Raw genomic sequence first — 15262 nt, forward strand, 5'->3', positions numbered from 1 at the left:
CGGTACGTCGACGGATGCCGTTACGGAGCCGGGCGCCGCCGGGGGTACGGGTACGGGTGCGCGTCATCTCAGCTCTCCTGTCGCTGGCGGCGGTTGGTGGGCTGGGTGACCCGGTCGAGCATCAGGCCGAGGCAGACGATCGCGGCTCCCGCGACGAGCCCGGTGGCCAGGTCGCCCTGGCCCAGGCCGAGCACCACCTGGTAGCCGAGCGCGCCCGATCCGACGAGGCCGCCGATGATGACCACGGCGAGGACCAGCACGACCCCCTGGTTGACGGCGAGCAGCAGAGCGGGCCGGGCCAGGGGCAGTTGGACCTGTCGGAGCTGCTGGCCGCTCGTTGCGCCGAGCGAGCGGGCGCACTCCATCGCGGCCGGGTCGACGCCCCGCAGCCCCTGGGTGGTGATGCGGACGACGGCGGGCAGCGCGTAGACGACGGCCGCCGCGGCGGCGGGGGCACGGCCGACGCCGAACAGGGCGACGACGGGGATCAGGTACACGAACTGCGGCATCGTCTGGAAGACGTCCAGGACCGGCCGCAGTAGCCGCTCCAGACGTTCGCTCCGGGCCGCCGCGACGGCGATCGCGAAACCCAGCACAAGAGTGACCGCCACGGCGGCGATGACCTGGCTGAGCGTGTCCATCGACGGTTCCCAGACGCCGAGGACGCCGATGGCCGCCATGGCCAGTACGGCGGTGGCCGCCGTGCGCCAGGTGCCGATGGTCCAGGCGAGGGCCGCGACGATCAGCAGCACCGACCACCAGGGCAGGCCCTGCAGTCCGTCGCGCAGCGGGTTGAGTATCCCGTCGGTGAAGTGGGCGGCCCAGTCGGCGGTGCCGCCGACGACGGGCACACCGGTGTAGAGGTGGTCGACCATCCAGTCCTTGGCGGTGTTGACCGGTTGGGCGATGGCCACGGTCACGCTCTCGGGCCAGACCCGGCCGTCGGCCAGCCGTCCCGCCGTTGCGGCGGTCGCCGCGATCACGGCGGCCAGGGCCCAGCCGCGTCCGCCCCGCAGAGCGGCGGGGCCGGCCGGCGCGCTGCCGATCCGCCGTCCGGCCGCTTCCGTCGTACGGTCCAGGACGACGGCCAGCAGCACGATCGGGATGCCCGCCGCGAGGGCGGCGCCCACGTCGACCGAGGACAGCGCCTGGTAGACACGGTCGCCGAGACCCCCGGCACCGATGACGGAGGCGATGACGGCCATGGACAGGGCCATCATGATGGTCTGGTTGAGGCCGAGCAGAAGTTCCTTGCGGGCCAGCGGCAGCCGGGCGGTCAGCAGGCGCTGTCCGCCGGTCGCGCCGAGCGAGGCCACCGCTTCCATGACCCCCCGGTCGGCGCCGCGCAGCCCGAGCGCGGTGAGCCGCGCCATCGGCGGAGCCGCGTACACGACGGTGGCGAGGACGGCTCCGGGCACGCCGATGCCGAAGACGAGCACCACGGGCAGCAGATAGGCGAAGGCCGGCAGCACCTGCATCGTGTCGAGTACGGGGCGCAGCACCCGGAACGTGCGGTCCGAGAGCCCGGCGGCGAGCCCGAGGAGCAGGCCGAGCACGACGGACGCGAGAACCGCGACGACCATCAGCGCGAGCGTCTGCATGGTCGGCACCCACATGCCCAGCAGCCCGCACACGAGGAACGACACCGCCGCCGTCAGCGCGAGCCGGACACCGGCCACCCGCCACGCGACGACGGCGGCGAGAGCGGTGACACCCGCCCAGCCGAGGGCCAGCAGGAGGAGGTAGACGGCGCGTACGGAGATGACGACCGCGTTGCTGATGTGGCCGAAGAAGTAGAGGAACAGCGGGTGGCTGTCTCGGTTGGCCACGATCCATTCGGTCACGTCGCCGAGCGGCGCCGACAGGTCGACGGTCAGCGCCTGGGGCCACATTCCCCCGCCCCAGCGGGCGTGGACGACCGGGACGGCGACGGCGGCGATCACGGCGAGCAGCAGAAGCTTGGCGAGGGCGGGGCGGCCGCGCAGCGCGGACACCGGGCCCCGGCGCGAACTGCCGGATACCGGGCCGGAGGTGGGGGTGGGAGTGGGGCTGGAGGCGGCTTGGGCGGTGGCCATCAGGCGGTCACCTCATGTGACCCGTCCGGGGCCCCGCCGCGGGGCTCGTCGGAGAACCCTCCCTCGGCTCCCCCACGAGACCCGGTCCCCGCGACGACGTCGAGCAGGCACGCGTGGTCGACGATGCCGACCAGTCTGCCCCTGTCCATGACACGGGCCGCCGGGTCGCCGGAGCGAGCCACCGCTTCGATGGCCTGGGAGACGGTGGCGTCGGGGCGCAGGGCCGGGCCGCGTTCGCTCTCTCCGGCGGCCGGGGGCCGCATGGCGGTGGCGACGGTGAGGACCTGTTCGCGAGCGACATCGCGGACGAACTCGCGTACGTAGTCGTCGGCGGGCGACCCGACGATCTCCTCGGGGGTGCCGAGCTGCACGATGCCGCCGTCGCGCATCAGGGCGATCCGGGTCCCCAGGCGCAGCGCCTCGCTGAGGTCATGGGTGATGAACACCATCGTGCGGCCCTCCTCGCGGTGGAGCCTGACCACTTCGTCCTGCATCTCGCGGCGGATCAGCGGGTCGAGCGCGCTGAACGGTTCGTCGAAGAGGAGGACGGACGGGTCGACGGCGAGTGCCCGCGCCAGCCCGACGCGTTGCTGCTGGCCGCCGGAGAGCTGTGCGGGGCGGCGGTCCTCCAGCCCGGCCAGGCCGACCTTCGCCACGAGTTCGGCCGCCTTGGCCCGGCGTTCGGCCCGGCCCAGGCCCTGGATCTCCAGTCCGTAGGCGACGTTGTCGAGGACCGTACGGTGCGGCAGCAGCCCGAAGTGCTGGAAGACCATCGCGGCACGGTGGCGCCGCAGTTCGCGCAGCCGGGCGCGGTCCATCGCGAGGACGTCCTCGCCGTCTATGGCGAGCGTGCCGCCGGTGGGCTCGATCAGCCGGGTGAGGCAGCGTACGAGGGTCGACTTGCCGGAGCCCGACAGGCCCATCACGACGAAGACCTCTCCCTTGCGGACGTCGAAGGAGACGTCGCGCACGGCGGCGGTGCAGCCGGTGCGCTCGCGCAGTTCGGCGGCGGGCAGGTCGGCGTACTCACTGCCGGGGATCCGGTCGGCCTTGGGGCCGAACACCTTCCACAGGTTCCGGACGGCGAAGACGGGGGTATCGGCTCCGGTCATCGGCCCTCGCCTCCGGCCGGGACCTCGGCCGTGAGCAGTTCGGCGCACTTCTCGCCCACCATCAGGACTCCGATCATCGGGTTCACCGCGGGCATGGTCGGGAAGACGGAGGCATCCGCGATCCGGATGCCGTCGAGTCCCCGGACGCGCAGCTGGGGATCGACCACGGCCGCCGGGTCGTCGGGGGCGCCCATCCGGCAGGTGCCCGCCGGGTGGTAGACGGTGTGCGCGACCTTCCGGGCGTACGCGCTGATGTCCTCGTCCGATGTGATGTCCGGGCCGGGGCACACCTCGCGCTTGAGCCAGTGAGCGAGCGGTTCGGTCTTCGCTATCTCGCGGGCGAGCTTGATGCCGTCGACCAGGGTGCGGCCGTCGTGGTCGTCCTCGTCGGTGAAGTAACGGAAGTCCAGGGCGGGTTTGACCTCGGGATCGGCGCTGGTGAGGCAGAGGCGGCCGCGGCTGCGCGGCTTGGGGATGTTCGGGGTCATCGACACACCGTGCTCGGGCTTCTCGTAGCCGAGCCGCTCCGGGTTGTCGGTGAACGGGATCTGGTAGAAGTGGAACATCAGGTCCGGGCCCCGGGATTCGGGGTCGCGGCGGACGAAGAGCCCGGCGTCCGAGTCCATCGCGGAGTTCTCGGGGATGGGCCCGTCGGTCTCCCAGACGATGACCGACTCGGGGTGGTCGAGCAGGTTCTCGCCGACGCCCGGCAGGTCGTGGACGACGGGAATGCCGAGCTGTTCCAGGTCCTCGCGCGGCCCGATCCCGGAGTGCAGCAGCAGCCGCGGGGTGTCCACCGCGCCCGCGCAGACCAGGACTTCGCGCGTGGCGCGCAGCAGGACCTCCTCGCCGTCCTTCGTTCGGACGTGCACACCCGTGGCGCGCGTGCCGTCGAATTCCAGGCGGTACGCCCAGGTCTCCAGCAGGATCGAGAGGTTGGGGCGGTCACCGGCCTCGATGTGCGGGTGGAGGTAGGCGACGGAGGCGGAGGAGCGCTTGTTGTTCTCCGGGTGGTAGGCCAGGTCGAAGAAGCCGACGCCCTCGTGGAACGGCTCGCGGTTGAAGCTGTCGACGCGCGGGACTCCGGCCGCGGTCCGTGCCGCGTCGACGAAGTCGCGGGCGATGGCGTTACGGTCCTTCTCGTCGACGGGCACAATGTTGTTGCGCAGTCGGGCGAAGTACGGGTCCATCGCGGCCGCGTCCCAGCCGGCGGCGCCCGCCTCGGCCCACTCGTCCCAGTCGCCGGGCAGCGGTTTGAAGCTGATCAGCGTGTTGTGGGAGGAGCAGCCGCCGAGCACCCGGGCCCGGCTGTGGCGTATGTGGGAGTTGCCGCGCGGCTGTTCGGTGGTGGGGTAGTCGTAGTCGAGGTCGCCGCCGAGCAGGCCGAGCCAGCGGCGCAGGGTGAGCACGTCGTCGCGGCCGATGTCGGTGGGGCCGCCCTCGATGACCGTGACGGTGACGCCGGGGTCCTCGGTGAGGCGGGAGGCGATGACCGAACCGGCGGTGCCGCCGCCGACGATCACGTAGTCGACAGGTTCGGGGAGTGCGGTGCGGTGGGGGGACGGAGGCATCGGCTTCACTGCTCCTTCTGCAAAGTGCGTGCGTGAACGTGCGTGCGGGCGGGCGTGAACGGGCGTGCGTGCGGGCGCGGGCATGCGCGTGTGGGCGTACTGCTCCAGCGGCTTCTCTGTTGCTGCTTCTGCTTCTCGGTTGCTGCTTCTGCTTCTGCTTCTGCTCCGAGCAGGCGCGCGGAATCAGCCGGCGAACCAGCGCTGCGGCCGCGGGTTGAGGTTCTGGTAGATGTGCTTGGACTCCCGGTACTCCGCGAGGCCGGTGGGGCCCAGCTCGCGCCCCGTACCGGACTTGCCGAAGCCGCCCCATTCGGCCTGCGGGAGATACGGGTGGTAGTCGTTGATCCATACGGTGCCGTGGCGCAGCCGCCCCGCCACGCGCCGGGCGCGGCCCCCGTCGGTGGTCCAGACGGCGCCCGCGAGGCCGTAGTCCGTGTCGTTGGCCAGGGTGATGGCCTCCTCCTCGGTACGGAACGTCTCGACGGTGAGGATCGGGCCGAAGGTCTCCTCGCGGACGACCCGCATCTCCCGGTGGCAGCCGTCCAGCACGGTCGGCCGGTAGAAGTAGCCGCCCGCCGGCCGCTGCGCGGAGGATTCGGGGCGGGCGCCGCCGGAGCGGACGACCGCGCCCTCCGCGCGGGCGGAGGCGACGTACGCCTCGACCTTGGCGAGCTGCTGCGCGGAGACGAGCGGGCCGCACTCGACGCCCGCCTCGGTGCCCCGGCCGAGCCGGATCGCGTCGGCGCGGCGGGCCAGTTCGGTGACGAAGCGCTCGCTGACGGACTCCTCGACGATGAGCCGGGCCCCGGCCGAGCAGACCTGCCCGCTGTGGAAGAAGGCGGCGTTCAGCGCCTGGTCGACGGCGGTGTCGAAGCCGTCCTCGGTGGCGCAGGCGTCGGCGAACACCACGTTGGGGTTCTTGCCGCCTAGCTCCAGGGCGACCTTCTTCACCGTGGGCGCGGCGGCCTGCGCGACCTTGGTGCCGCTGGCGAGGCCGCCGGTGAAGGAGACCAGGTCCACGTCCGGATGCTCGGAGAGCCGGGCCCCGACCGGGTCGCCCGCACCGGTGACGAGGTTGGCCGCGCCGTCGGGCAGCCCTGCCTCGGAGAGCAGCCGGATCAGGTGGACGGTGGAGAGCGGCGTGACCTCGCTGGGCTTGAGCACGAAGGTGTTGCCCGCGGCGAGCGCCGGGGCGATCTTCCAACTGGCCTGGAGGAGCGGGTAGTTCCAGGGGGCGATCAGGGCGCAGACGCCGACCGGCTCGTGCACGACGATGCTGTGGACGTCGGGGTCGCCCGCGTCGACAACCCGGCCGCCGCTCTCGTTCATGACGAGGTCGGCGAAGTAACGGAAGGCGTTGGTTACGTCATCGACGTCGACGCGGCCCTCTTCGAGGGTCTTGCCGGTGTCACGGCTCTCGGTGAGCGCGATCTCCTCGCGGTCGCGCTGGAGCAGGTCGGCGACGCGGCGGAGCAGCCCGGCACGCTCGGCGACGGGCCTGTGCGGCCACGGGCCGTCGTCGAAGGCGCGGCGCGCGGCGGCGATGGCGGCGTCGGTGTCCGTGATGTCGCCCTCGGCGACGACCGCGAGGACGGTGGCGTCGGCGGGGTCGAGGATCTCGCGGGTCGCGCCGGATCCGGCGGCCCGCCAGATGCCGTCGATGTGGATGGTGCTGAGCGCCGACATGTCGTGTTCTGCCTTCCGTGCCTGAAATGCCCCCGCCGGTTCGGCCGGGGCGTTCTGCGCGGTGGACCGGAGGACGGCCGCACCAGCAGCCTGGACCCCTCCCCGGTACGGCGGAATGTATGCCGGGATTTTCACCCTGGGTGACATGCCTCACTTCGGGCAACCGTCCGGCCCCGGATGCCGTCGTCGGCCCGCCACCGGTCCCTGGTACGGAACCGGCGGCGGGCCGGGCGGGGTGTCAGCCGACGGCCGGGCCGGGCGTCAGCCGATACGGATCGTCCCCGGAACCCGTCCTCACCCTGATGTCAGGGTGAGGTCCGGCTCCCCGATGCCGTCCGCGCCAGCCATCGCGCGATCCGGTCCCAGCTTCCGGGGTCGAACTCCCGCGCCACGGCGGCGAACCGCTCCGGCCGGGCGAGCAGCCGACGGTGTCCGGGGTGCAGTGCGGCCTGGGCGAGCAGCCAGCCCGCCATCAGGTGCGGGTCGCCCGCGTGCTTGCGCGCCCCGGCCTCGTACCGCTCCCGCGCCGCTGCCGCCTCGCCCGCGGTCAGCAGTTCATCGGCGGTGGCCGCCATGTCGGGCGCCGGACGCGGACGCAGATAGAGGCTGCCTCGGATGTCCTGCCAGTACGTGCGGTCCGCGGCCGCCGGAGTGATCAGGGGCGGCTGTCCGGCGACGGGTACGCGGATGTCCCCGGAGCCGAACGCCGTGAGCAACGCGGTGCGTTCGCTCTCCGGGCACCGCAGATTGCGCAGCCGCCACTCGACGCGGTGGCCGGCCGCGGCGGCTCCGGCCCGCTCCGCCGCCCCTTCGTCCACCGGTTCCCGCAGCCAGCCGTCGACGGTGTGCGACAGCCCCGCGACGAGGCGCCGCCCGGGGCCGGTGAGGCGCGCCCGGGTGGCGAGGGTGCGCAGCACCATACGGGTCTGGAGCCGGCGCAGCGCGAACTGGAAGGGCGCCAGCTCCTCGGGGTCGGCCACCTTGTCGCCGATCCGGTCCCGCCAGAATCCGGCCACGCCGACGAAGGCGTAGGCGCCGTGGAGCAGTCCCGGCAGATGCCTCGGGTCGGAGCGCCACGGTGCGTAGTACCGCTCGTCGCGGTCGTCGTCGAGCATCGGGAAGAGGTGGAGCAGGGCGCCGAGCTTGCTGTGCTGGAACTCGTGGACGAGGGTCTCGGCGAGCGCCAGTCCGCTTCCGGGCCTGGCCACCACCATGGAGCCGAACGCGTCGCCGGTGGAGGCGCTGAGACCGGCGGCGGGCACGGGGAGCTTTCGGCCGCTGTCCTGCGGGTGCCAGGGGACGATCCGGCTGATCTCCTCGGGGCGCAGCGCTCCGGCTTCCGCGTCGCCGCGGCGCAGGATCGACAGCGCGTCCTGGAAGAGGTCCTGCCAGCGGCGCAGTTCCCCGGGGCCGACGCGTGAGGGGGCGATCGGCTCGTCCAGGTCGCGGTACGGGTCGATGTCGTCCAACTGCACCTGGTGCGATCCGGGCCCTGCGAAAGGCCCGGCTGCGGCAGGCGGGTGCACCGGGAGCCGGTGTACCGGAAGCCGGTGGGCGGATTCGGGGTCGGTGAGCGGTCGTACGACGACCACGTCGCCGTACCGCCCGCCGGTCTCCCCGCTTGGCCCCTCACCTGACGCCTCGTCTGTCCCCTCTTGCCGGACCGTGAGCGCGCCCGAGGACACCGTGACGCGCACCGGGTGGAAGGCGTCCGCCGGGGGGCGGTGCAGCCTGATGAGGCCCAGCGTGGGGAGGCTGAGCGTCGCCGCCCGCGCGGGAAGCGTCAGCTCGGCGCCGGTACCGGCGAGCAGGGCCGCCGTCACGGCCACCGCCGCCAGCTGTCCGGCGTCCGCCCACAGCGGCGGTCCCGACGCGCTGCCGTGCAGGCGGCGCAGGGTGTGGGCGAGCCAGCTGCCGACCTGTGGGCTGAGCAGCAACCGCTCCACGGGCCGCGGTGCCCGTGCGGCGGCCCTCTCCAGCACGGGCCAGATCGCGGCCGCGTCCAGGGGCCCAGGATGCCGGGGTGTTCGTCCAGCCGGTCGAGGAGCTCACGCAGCAGCAGGAGGCGACGCGTCCGCTCGCCCTCGACCAGGAACGCGACGGCCTCGCGCGAGCCGCCGCCTGCGGCGATCTCGTCGAACAGCGGGCCGGGCATGCGGATCGGGGCGTACACATCGCTCCCTGTCCCGGTGACCTCCTGTCCGGTCCGTCCCGGCTATTCGGCCCGTCCTGGTTCGGAACCGCCGCCCATGGCGTTGCCCCGGGCGCGCCGGAGTTCCGCCAGCAGCCGTGCGCCCGGGTCAGGGGCCGGAAGGCGACGCAGATCGGCGACACTCACGGACGCGAGGTCCAGGACATCGCTCTCGACATGGTCGGTGGTGCGGTCGGCGGATACCGGCTCGTACAAGGCGCGCTCCCCCTTCGCGAGCGGTGGCACACGATGCCACCGTTTCCTCCATCATGACGAACGGGACCCCTTCCGGAAACCCATGTGATCACGCCAGCCGATCATTTTCCTGCCCCCTGGGCGGCGATCAACTCCTGTATGGCCTCTCCGAGTTCGGCGGCACGCACCGGATCGACGTCGAGCAGGGTCACCGCGTCGAACAGTTCTCCCAGTCTGTCCGGATGCGCCCTGAGAGTCCGTACGATCCCGATGACATCGGTACGCGGCATCGAGTGCCGGGGCATCCGCTCGATGACCGCTGCGGGCAACTCGTTGACCAGAGCCTGTCGTTCGTCGCGGTCGTTCATCAGCGGGTAGGCCAGCAGCGCCTCGATGAGCCGCGCGAGCGACCGGGCGGGCGACAGGGCGGGAGCAGGCGAAGGAGCGGGAGCGTTCAGCGGGGCAGGAGCGGACGGCGAGGCCTGCGGGGCTGCCGGGGTCGGGTCGGGCGCCGGACTGCTCTCGGTACGGCCGGGCCGGTGGAGGAGGAGCGTCGGCACCTGGTCGGTGCGGCCCGTTGCCCGGAGTGCTCCCAGCCGGGCCCGTACCGCGTCGAAGCGGACGTTGGGGTCGGGCACGGGATCGTCGTCGGGGAGTTCGCTCAGCACGATGTCCGAGAACACCCCCGTCCGGCGCTCGGGATCGTTGGCCGCGCGCTGCCCCCTGGTGGCCGCGAGCATCAGGACCTGCTCGTGGGCCTGGACCCGCTGCCCCGCCGGGAGGTGTTCGTCCGGCAGCGAGTGCGGGAAGTGGTGGCGCTCGTCGAACGTCTGGCAGGCATCGACCATCCAGGTCTGCCGCCCGAAGCCGGTGACCGCGTCACTTCTCAGCGTGCCGCGGGCGGGGATGCCGGTGACGAAGGCGCTGCGCAGGGAGTCGTGGTCGGCCGGGCGGTGGGGGACGTCCAGAGTCTCGCCGTCCAGCGGGGCGAGACGCAGCAGGACATCGGCCTCCGGCACGCCGCGGGCCAGCAGCCAGTCGCGGAACCGCAGGGCGTCCCTGACCGGTCCCGGCAGGTTCCAGCTGTCACCGGCCGCGTACCGCTCGATGCCGACCACCAGGGCGACGACCCGGTGCGGGGCGATCCGGTGCGGGGCGATCCGGTCCTGATTCACGGGAGCCGTTCCCCGATCGCGCGGTAGACGGCGGGGTCGGTCCAGTAGGCGCTGTGCGCGACGGGAAAGGGCTGTCGGCTGTCGGTGGCGATGTCGTGGGCGCGGCCGGGGAAGAGCGGTTCGGCCGCGTACCCGAGCAGATCCCGGCGGTCGTAGAGATTCAGCCAGTCGGGGACGTGTGCGGGCAGCGGGTCGGGGTGCGCGAGCGTGGGCAGCGCGCCCGTCTCGTACAGGAACGGTCCCTGCGAGCCCACGGTCACCAGCAGCTCCACGCCGGGCAGTGGGCCCGATATCAGCGTGTCCAGGGCGATGATGCCGCCGAGGCTGTGGCCCAGCAGGACCACCGGGGGGGGTCGGTGGCGGCGATGTGATCGCGCAGCCCCTGGCGTGTCCGCTCGCCCCTGGCCAGGTATTTGAGAATGTCTCCGGCGGCCGGGTGGGCGGCGTCGGTGAGTGCCCGGCGCCGCCGGACGGCGTAGCGGGACCCCAGGCGTACGAAGGGCTTGCCGAGCAGGCCGAGCACCGGGCCGCGGCCGGTTCCCGCCGGGACCGCGCCGAGCCGGGCGGCGAGTGCCCCGACGGCGGCGTCCCTGGTGTCCCCGCTGGCCTGGAGCGGTTCGTCGGCGTCGACGGCCGCCGCGATGACGGTGGCCGTCAACGAGCGGGCCAGTACCCAGGGCAGCACCTCGGCGTCCAGCGCCTCGGCCGCGGGCGCGAGCAGGGGGCTGCGCGCCAGGTCGGCGGCCGCCCGCGCGAGTCCGGGTCCGAGCTGTTCGGCCTGTTCCTCGCCGTGTACGGCCAGGTCGGCGAGCAGGGCCCGGGGGCGCTCGTCGGGGAACGCGGCGCCGGGCGGTGTGACCCGGGCGGTGGCTCCCGCGGCGGCCAGGGCCAGTTCGCACCGGGGGTCGTCGTACAGCCGGGCCCGGACGGGAGCACGAACTCGACCTGCACCGGAGGCTCGTTCTCCAGCTCCGGCACATCCGCCCAGCGGGCCTCACCGCTGCCGATCGCCCGGTCGACCGCTCCGGCGAGGGCGTCGAGGGTCGCGCGCTCCACCTCGCCCGCCACCGGCTCCCAGTAACCGGGGGCCGGATTGACCCAGTGCCGTACGAAGACATCGGCCGAGCCGTCGTCCGCGGGCTCCACCATCACGACGAGACAGCGCGGCACTTCCGGGTCGGCCCTCGACGGGGCCGCGATGCCGCGCCGCCGTTCCGCCAGCGCCTCCACCGCGTCCGTACCCGCTTCCCGGGCCCAGCGGTCCGACCATTCGCGTAACTTGCCGCCGACCGCCTTCGACTGATGGGCGATCACCTCGACCAGCACCAGGGCGGGAGGCAATCCGTCGGCCTGCGTGTTGACTTCGCGCAGATAGCCGAAGCGTTGGAGGGGAGACAGCCCGTAGGGGACGTCGACCCCAGTTCATGGCCGAGAACCGCGTGCAGGCGGCCGTCGTCGGAGTCGCGCACCTCGCCGAGCAGCCGCCCGATCTCCCGCAGGGCGCCCTCGCCGAACACCGGGGCCAGGTCCGCGGTCGCTCCGCCGGGGCCGGAGCTGTCGACCAGCCTGGCCAGCCGCGCCGAGTCCTCGGGGCCCGAGGCGACGCTGACGCCGAAGATCAGCGCGTCGAGCCCGCCGTCACGCTTCAGGACGTCCATGACGAGCGACAGCATGTCGACCCGCGGGTTCTTGCGCAGATAGTTGATCTCGGTCCGGAGCTGAAACGCGACCAGGGCGACGAAATGGATGCACTGCTCCGGATCGCGCACGCAGGCCAGCGCGCACAACTCGTCGACCAGCGCTCCGACCAGAAGCGGATCGGTCTCCCGCGATCCCCTCGGCGCGTGTGCCACCACCGACCCCATCCCCCGCTGCGCCGGTACTTCCTTCCACGATCGATCGCGAAGTTATCACGCCGGATCTATCGCAACCAGGTTCGATTACAGGCCCGTTGGAACCATTCCGCCGCTTCGGACGGGTTGCGCCACGCGGATTGGGCACGATGCGAGACGGCGGAGCACCGCGCCCGGCCGGACGGCTCACCCGGACGGGTGGAACGGCCGGGACTCCCAGCCGGGCGCCGGCCCCGTACTGGCCCGGACGGTCAGCTCCGGACCCAGCAGTTCGACCTCGCCAGCGCCGCGTCCGGGCGGTGCAGCACACGTACGCCGGCCTCCCGGGCCATTGTCCGGACCCCGTCGACCGTCCGCTCGGCGAAAACGGTGTGCCGCTCGTACACGGCCTCCGCCTCCCCGATCAGTGCGAGCGAGCGGTGTCCGAGACCGGCGAGATGCTGTACGCACAGGGCCCCGGTCGCCTCGAAGTCGAGGTCCACACAGGTCAGCCCGGCCGTGTCGGCGGGCAGCCCGATGAGCACCGCGGCCCGGTCGGTCTCCCGGATCAGCGGCAGCCGCTCGTTGTGCGGTTCGACGTCCATGAGGATCATCGCGTCGGCGAGTGAGCTCCCCGCCGGGTGGTACCGCGAAGCGCTTCGACAGCGCTTCGACGCCCTGGACGGTGCGGACCTGTGGCCACCGCTCACCCCAGCAGCACGGGGAAGGACTCCATGTCGTTCTGGGTCATCACCGGCAGCTTGCGGATCTCGTCGTCCGGGACGGCGAGCCGCAGCCCCGGGAAGCGTTCGAACAGGGCGGGCAGCGCGATGGCCGCCTCCACCCGTGAGAGGGCCGCCCCGGGGCAGATGTGGGGGCCGTGGCCGAACGTCATGTGCCGGATGGGGGCGGGCCGGGTGATGTCGAAGGCGTCGGCGTCGGCGCCGTGCTGCTCGACGTCCCGCCCGATGGCCCGGTAGGAGATGACGACCCCGTCGCCCTCCTTGATCACGTCGTCGCCGACCGGGATGTCCTCGGTGGCGAACCGCATCAGCAGATGGGTGGTGGGGGTGTCCCAGCGCAGCGTCTCCTCGATCACCGTCTCCCACCCGATGCTTCCGTCCAGCACCATCCGCAACTGGTCGGGGTGCGCGAGCAGAGCGCGTACGGCGTTGAGGATGAGCCCGATGGTGGTCTCGTGCCCGGCGGCCACCATCGCCTTCAGATTGCCCACCACCTCCTCCTCGGTGAGCGGCTCCCCGCCCTCCTCGGCCAGGATCAGTGCGCTGGTGAGGTCGTCGCCCGGCCGCGCGGTCCGCTCCCGTACCAGGGCGTAGTAGAAGACGTCCAGCTCATCGAGCAGCGCCAGGCGTTCCTCCTGCGGGGTGAGCATCGAGAAGAACGCCTTGTACCGCTTCATCAGCATCGGGTGCTGGTCCTCGTCCACCCCCATCAGCATGCCGACGACCCGCATGGGCAGCGGCTGGGCGAACACGGACTTGAGGTCGACGACCCCGTCCCTGCCCTGTTCCGCGAGGGATTCGAGCAGTTCCCCGGTGAACTTCTCGATGTCCGGGCGCAGCGCTTCGAGCCGGCGCGGGGTGAGCGCCTGGGAGGTCTTGGTGCGCAGCCGCCGGTGTTCGGCGCCGTCCACCGTGAACATCGAACGCCCCGCGTCGATCATTCCGATCAGCGGCCAGGCCCGGGTCACCGCCCCGCTGCGCCAGAGCCCCCAGGCGTCGAGGTCCTTCACCAACCGGGGATCGACGAGGAGTTGACGGGCCTCCGCGTGCCGGGTGACGGTCCAGGCCGGGACGCCGAGCAGTTCGATCCGGGCGAGCGTCCCGGCGTCCCGCAGCCGGGCGGTCTCGCCGTCCAGGTCCTGGACCATCGGGTCGATGACCACGGTCCCGACACCCGGTTCGGCGTCATGGGCGGCGGCATGAGGGCAGTTCACGACGGATCTCCTGTCGTACGTACGGGAGTGAAGCGGACGGGGAGCGCGGTCATCCCACGCAGGAACGCGGACGGCCGGCGGACCAGTTCCGCCGCGGGCACGGCCAGTTCGAGGTCGGGCAACCGGTCCAGCAGGACTTCGATGCCGGTGCGGGCGATGGTCTCGGCGATCTCCTGGGCGGGGAACGGGCAGCGGTACTCGCCATGGCTGAAGGCGAGATGCGCGCTGTTGCCGCCCTGCCCCGAAGCGGTTCCGGGGGACGAGAGCTGCTGGCGGATGTGCGGATCGGCGTTGGCCGCGCCGAGTCCGAGCAGCAGCATGTCGCCGCTCCGGATGTTCCGGCCGCCCAGATGCGTGTCCCTGGCCGCCCAGCGTCCGGCGAGGATCTGGGTCGGACCGTCCTCCCACAGGACCTCGTTCATGGCCTCGGCGACGCTGTGCCGCCCGCCCGACAGGGAGGCGGCGAACTGGTCCTCCGTGAGCATCAGGCGCATGGAGTTGCCGATCCAGTCGGCGGTGGTCAGGTGCCCGGCCGCGGTGATGGCCATGAGGTCGAGCGCGTACTCCTCGTCGGTGAACGGCTCGGGGTGCGTGAGCATCCGGGAGATCACATCGTCCCCGGGCGCCGACCGCTTGGTCTCCACCAGCCGCCGCATGTGCTCGCCGAAGCGGGCATAGGCATCCTGGGCTCCCGCCCCGCCGTCGGCCAGGTCCTTGAGCACCTGGGCGATGTCCGCGCCCTCGGCGTCGGGGAAGCCGACCAGCCGGGCGAGCACCAGGACGGGGAGCGGTACGGCGAACTCGGCGACGAGATCGGCCGTGCCCCGGGTGCAGACGTCGTCGATGAGCCGGTCGGCCAGTTGTTCGCAGTGCGACCGGATCTCGAACGGATCCGCGCCTTCGAGAGCGGGCCCCACCATCCGGGCGTGCCGCAGGTGCTCGGCCCCCGCGGTGAAGTAGATGGAGGGCATGGGCCGCCCGACCATCGGCAGCAGTGGCCAGTCCTCGGGGATGTGCCCCCACTGATTCCACAGCGCGACGTCCCGGGGGAAGAGTTCCCCGTCACTGGTGACCTGGTGGAGTTCGCGGTAGCCGATGACCAGCCAGGCGGGTACCCCGCCGGGCAGTTCGACGGGGACGACGGGTCCGTGCTCGCTCCGCATGGTGCGGTAGAGCACCTGCGGCTCGGTGGTGAAGTCGGCTCCCCCCAGGGGCACGGCGCCCGAAGCACCGCCTAACGGGCAGCCACCACCGGCACTTGTCGAGGCGGCGGACGCGGTGGGCAGGGGGTTCGTCATCGTACGGACTCCAATGGCGACGGCTTCGCGCGTTGCGACCATACGATCAACGCGGCACCACTATAAGGAGGTTCCGTGAAGCCCCGAGGGTCCAGCAGGCCCTTTTCTTACCTTTTCGATCATGCGCGCCCGACATCTGCGCATGATTGATCACAAGTTCGACAGGGGGG

Annotated in this window: 13 protein-coding genes and 1 pseudogene; 1 reads left to right on the forward strand and 13 read right to left on the reverse strand. The window is 72.3% G+C overall.

Features of this window, described 5'->3' with window-relative positions; all coding sequences use genetic code 11:
* Positions 1 to 68: 68 nt before the first annotated feature.
* From OG413_RS33500 to OG413_RS33520, 5 genes are all read right to left on the reverse strand, one after another.
* On the reverse strand, positions 69 to 2075 hold the full coding sequence (locus OG413_RS33500) for a proline/glycine betaine ABC transporter permease (RefSeq protein WP_266812153.1): 2007 nt from the start codon (positions 2073 to 2075) through the stop codon (positions 69 to 71).
* Entirely contained in the window at positions 2075 to 3187 is a 1113-nt protein-coding gene (locus tag OG413_RS33505; RefSeq protein ID WP_266812155.1) for a glycine betaine/L-proline ABC transporter ATP-binding protein, read from the reverse strand. Before OG413_RS33505 ends, OG413_RS33500 begins: the two co-directional genes overlap by 1 nt.
* A complete protein-coding gene (locus OG413_RS33510; RefSeq protein ID WP_266812157.1) occupies positions 3184 to 4758 on the reverse strand; it encodes a GMC family oxidoreductase in 1575 nt (524 codons plus the stop codon). The genes OG413_RS33505 and OG413_RS33510 overlap by 4 nt, the downstream gene beginning before the upstream one ends.
* Positions 4759 to 4941: 183 nt before the next feature.
* On the reverse strand, positions 4942 to 6444 hold the full coding sequence (locus OG413_RS33515) for an aldehyde dehydrogenase family protein (RefSeq protein WP_266812159.1): 1503 nt from the start codon (positions 6442 to 6444) through the stop codon (positions 4942 to 4944).
* A 305-nt stretch (positions 6445 to 6749) separates the two neighbouring features.
* Positions 6750 to 7844 carry an HEXXH motif-containing putative peptide modification protein gene (locus tag OG413_RS33520; RefSeq protein ID WP_266813240.1) on the reverse strand — a complete coding sequence of 365 codons (1095 nt, stop codon included), beginning with the start codon at positions 7842 to 7844 and terminating at the stop codon, positions 6750 to 6752.
* A 623-nt stretch (positions 7845 to 8467) separates the two neighbouring features.
* Here OG413_RS33520 and OG413_RS33525 point away from each other — a divergent pair.
* Positions 8468 to 8908 (forward strand): hypothetical protein, encoded by a 441-nt coding sequence (locus tag OG413_RS33525; RefSeq protein WP_266812161.1) that lies wholly within the window; start codon positions 8468 to 8470, stop codon positions 8906 to 8908.
* A gap of 44 nt (positions 8909 to 8952) precedes the next feature.
* On the opposite strand, the gene OG413_RS33530 is transcribed toward OG413_RS33525, so the two are convergent.
* The 8 genes and pseudogenes from OG413_RS33530 to OG413_RS33560 form a co-directional block, all read right to left on the reverse strand.
* Complete coding sequence (locus tag OG413_RS33530; RefSeq protein WP_266812163.1) at positions 8953 to 10005, reverse strand: caspase family protein; 1053 nt, start codon at positions 10003 to 10005, stop codon at positions 8953 to 8955.
* Positions 10002 to 10277, reverse strand: a complete 276-nt coding sequence (locus OG413_RS46970; protein WP_323137957.1) for a hypothetical protein — start codon at positions 10275 to 10277, stop codon at positions 10002 to 10004. Before OG413_RS46970 ends, OG413_RS33530 begins: the two co-directional genes overlap by 4 nt.
* Before the next feature lie 20 nt (positions 10278 to 10297).
* Positions 10298 to 10690 (reverse strand): hypothetical protein, encoded by a 393-nt coding sequence (locus tag OG413_RS46975; RefSeq protein ID WP_323137958.1) that lies wholly within the window; start codon positions 10688 to 10690, stop codon positions 10298 to 10300.
* Positions 10660 to 11403 (reverse strand): hypothetical protein, encoded by a 744-nt coding sequence (locus OG413_RS46980; protein ID WP_323137982.1) that lies wholly within the window; start codon positions 11401 to 11403, stop codon positions 10660 to 10662. Before OG413_RS46980 ends, OG413_RS46975 begins: the two co-directional genes overlap by 31 nt.
* The gene (locus tag OG413_RS33545; protein ID WP_323137959.1) at positions 11316 to 11858 is read right to left on the reverse strand and encodes a hypothetical protein; all 543 of its coding nucleotides are present in this window, start codon (positions 11856 to 11858) and stop codon (positions 11316 to 11318) included. The genes OG413_RS46980 and OG413_RS33545 overlap by 88 nt, the downstream gene beginning before the upstream one ends.
* Positions 11859 to 12151: 293 nt before the next feature.
* Positions 12152 to 12475, reverse strand: a pseudogene (locus tag OG413_RS33550) (LacI family transcriptional regulator); the annotation flags it as partial.
* Between the two features lie 68 nt (positions 12476 to 12543).
* Positions 12544 to 13794 (reverse strand): cytochrome P450, encoded by a 1251-nt coding sequence (locus tag OG413_RS33555; protein WP_266812166.1) that lies wholly within the window; start codon positions 13792 to 13794, stop codon positions 12544 to 12546.
* Complete coding sequence (locus OG413_RS33560; RefSeq protein ID WP_266812168.1) at positions 13791 to 15092, reverse strand: cytochrome P450; 1302 nt, start codon at positions 15090 to 15092, stop codon at positions 13791 to 13793. Before OG413_RS33560 ends, OG413_RS33555 begins: the two co-directional genes overlap by 4 nt.
* Positions 15093 to 15262: the final 170 nt, after the last annotated feature.

The organism is Streptomyces sp. NBC_01433 (assembly GCF_026340105.1).
Classification (GTDB): domain Bacteria; phylum Actinomycetota; class Actinomycetes; order Streptomycetales; family Streptomycetaceae; genus Streptomyces.

Bases quoted from the DNA above. Each gene is read 5' to 3' on its own strand.
- OG413_RS33500 (WP_266812153.1), bottom strand. From the start codon at position 2,075: ATGGCCACCGCCCAAGCCGCCTCCAGCCCCACTCCCACCCCCACCTCC.
- OG413_RS33505 (WP_266812155.1), bottom strand. From the start codon at position 3,187: ATGACCGGAGCCGATACCCCCGTCTTCGCCGTCCGGAACCTGTGGAAG.
- OG413_RS33510 (WP_266812157.1), bottom strand. From the start codon at position 4,758: ATGCCTCCGTCCCCCCACCGCACCGCACTCCCCGAACCTGTCGACTAC.
- OG413_RS33515 (WP_266812159.1), bottom strand. From the start codon at position 6,444: ATGTCGGCGCTCAGCACCATCCACATCGACGGCATCTGGCGGGCCGCC.
- OG413_RS33560 (WP_266812168.1), bottom strand. From the start codon at position 15,092: ATGACGAACCCCCTGCCCACCGCGTCCGCCGCCTCGACAAGTGCCGGT.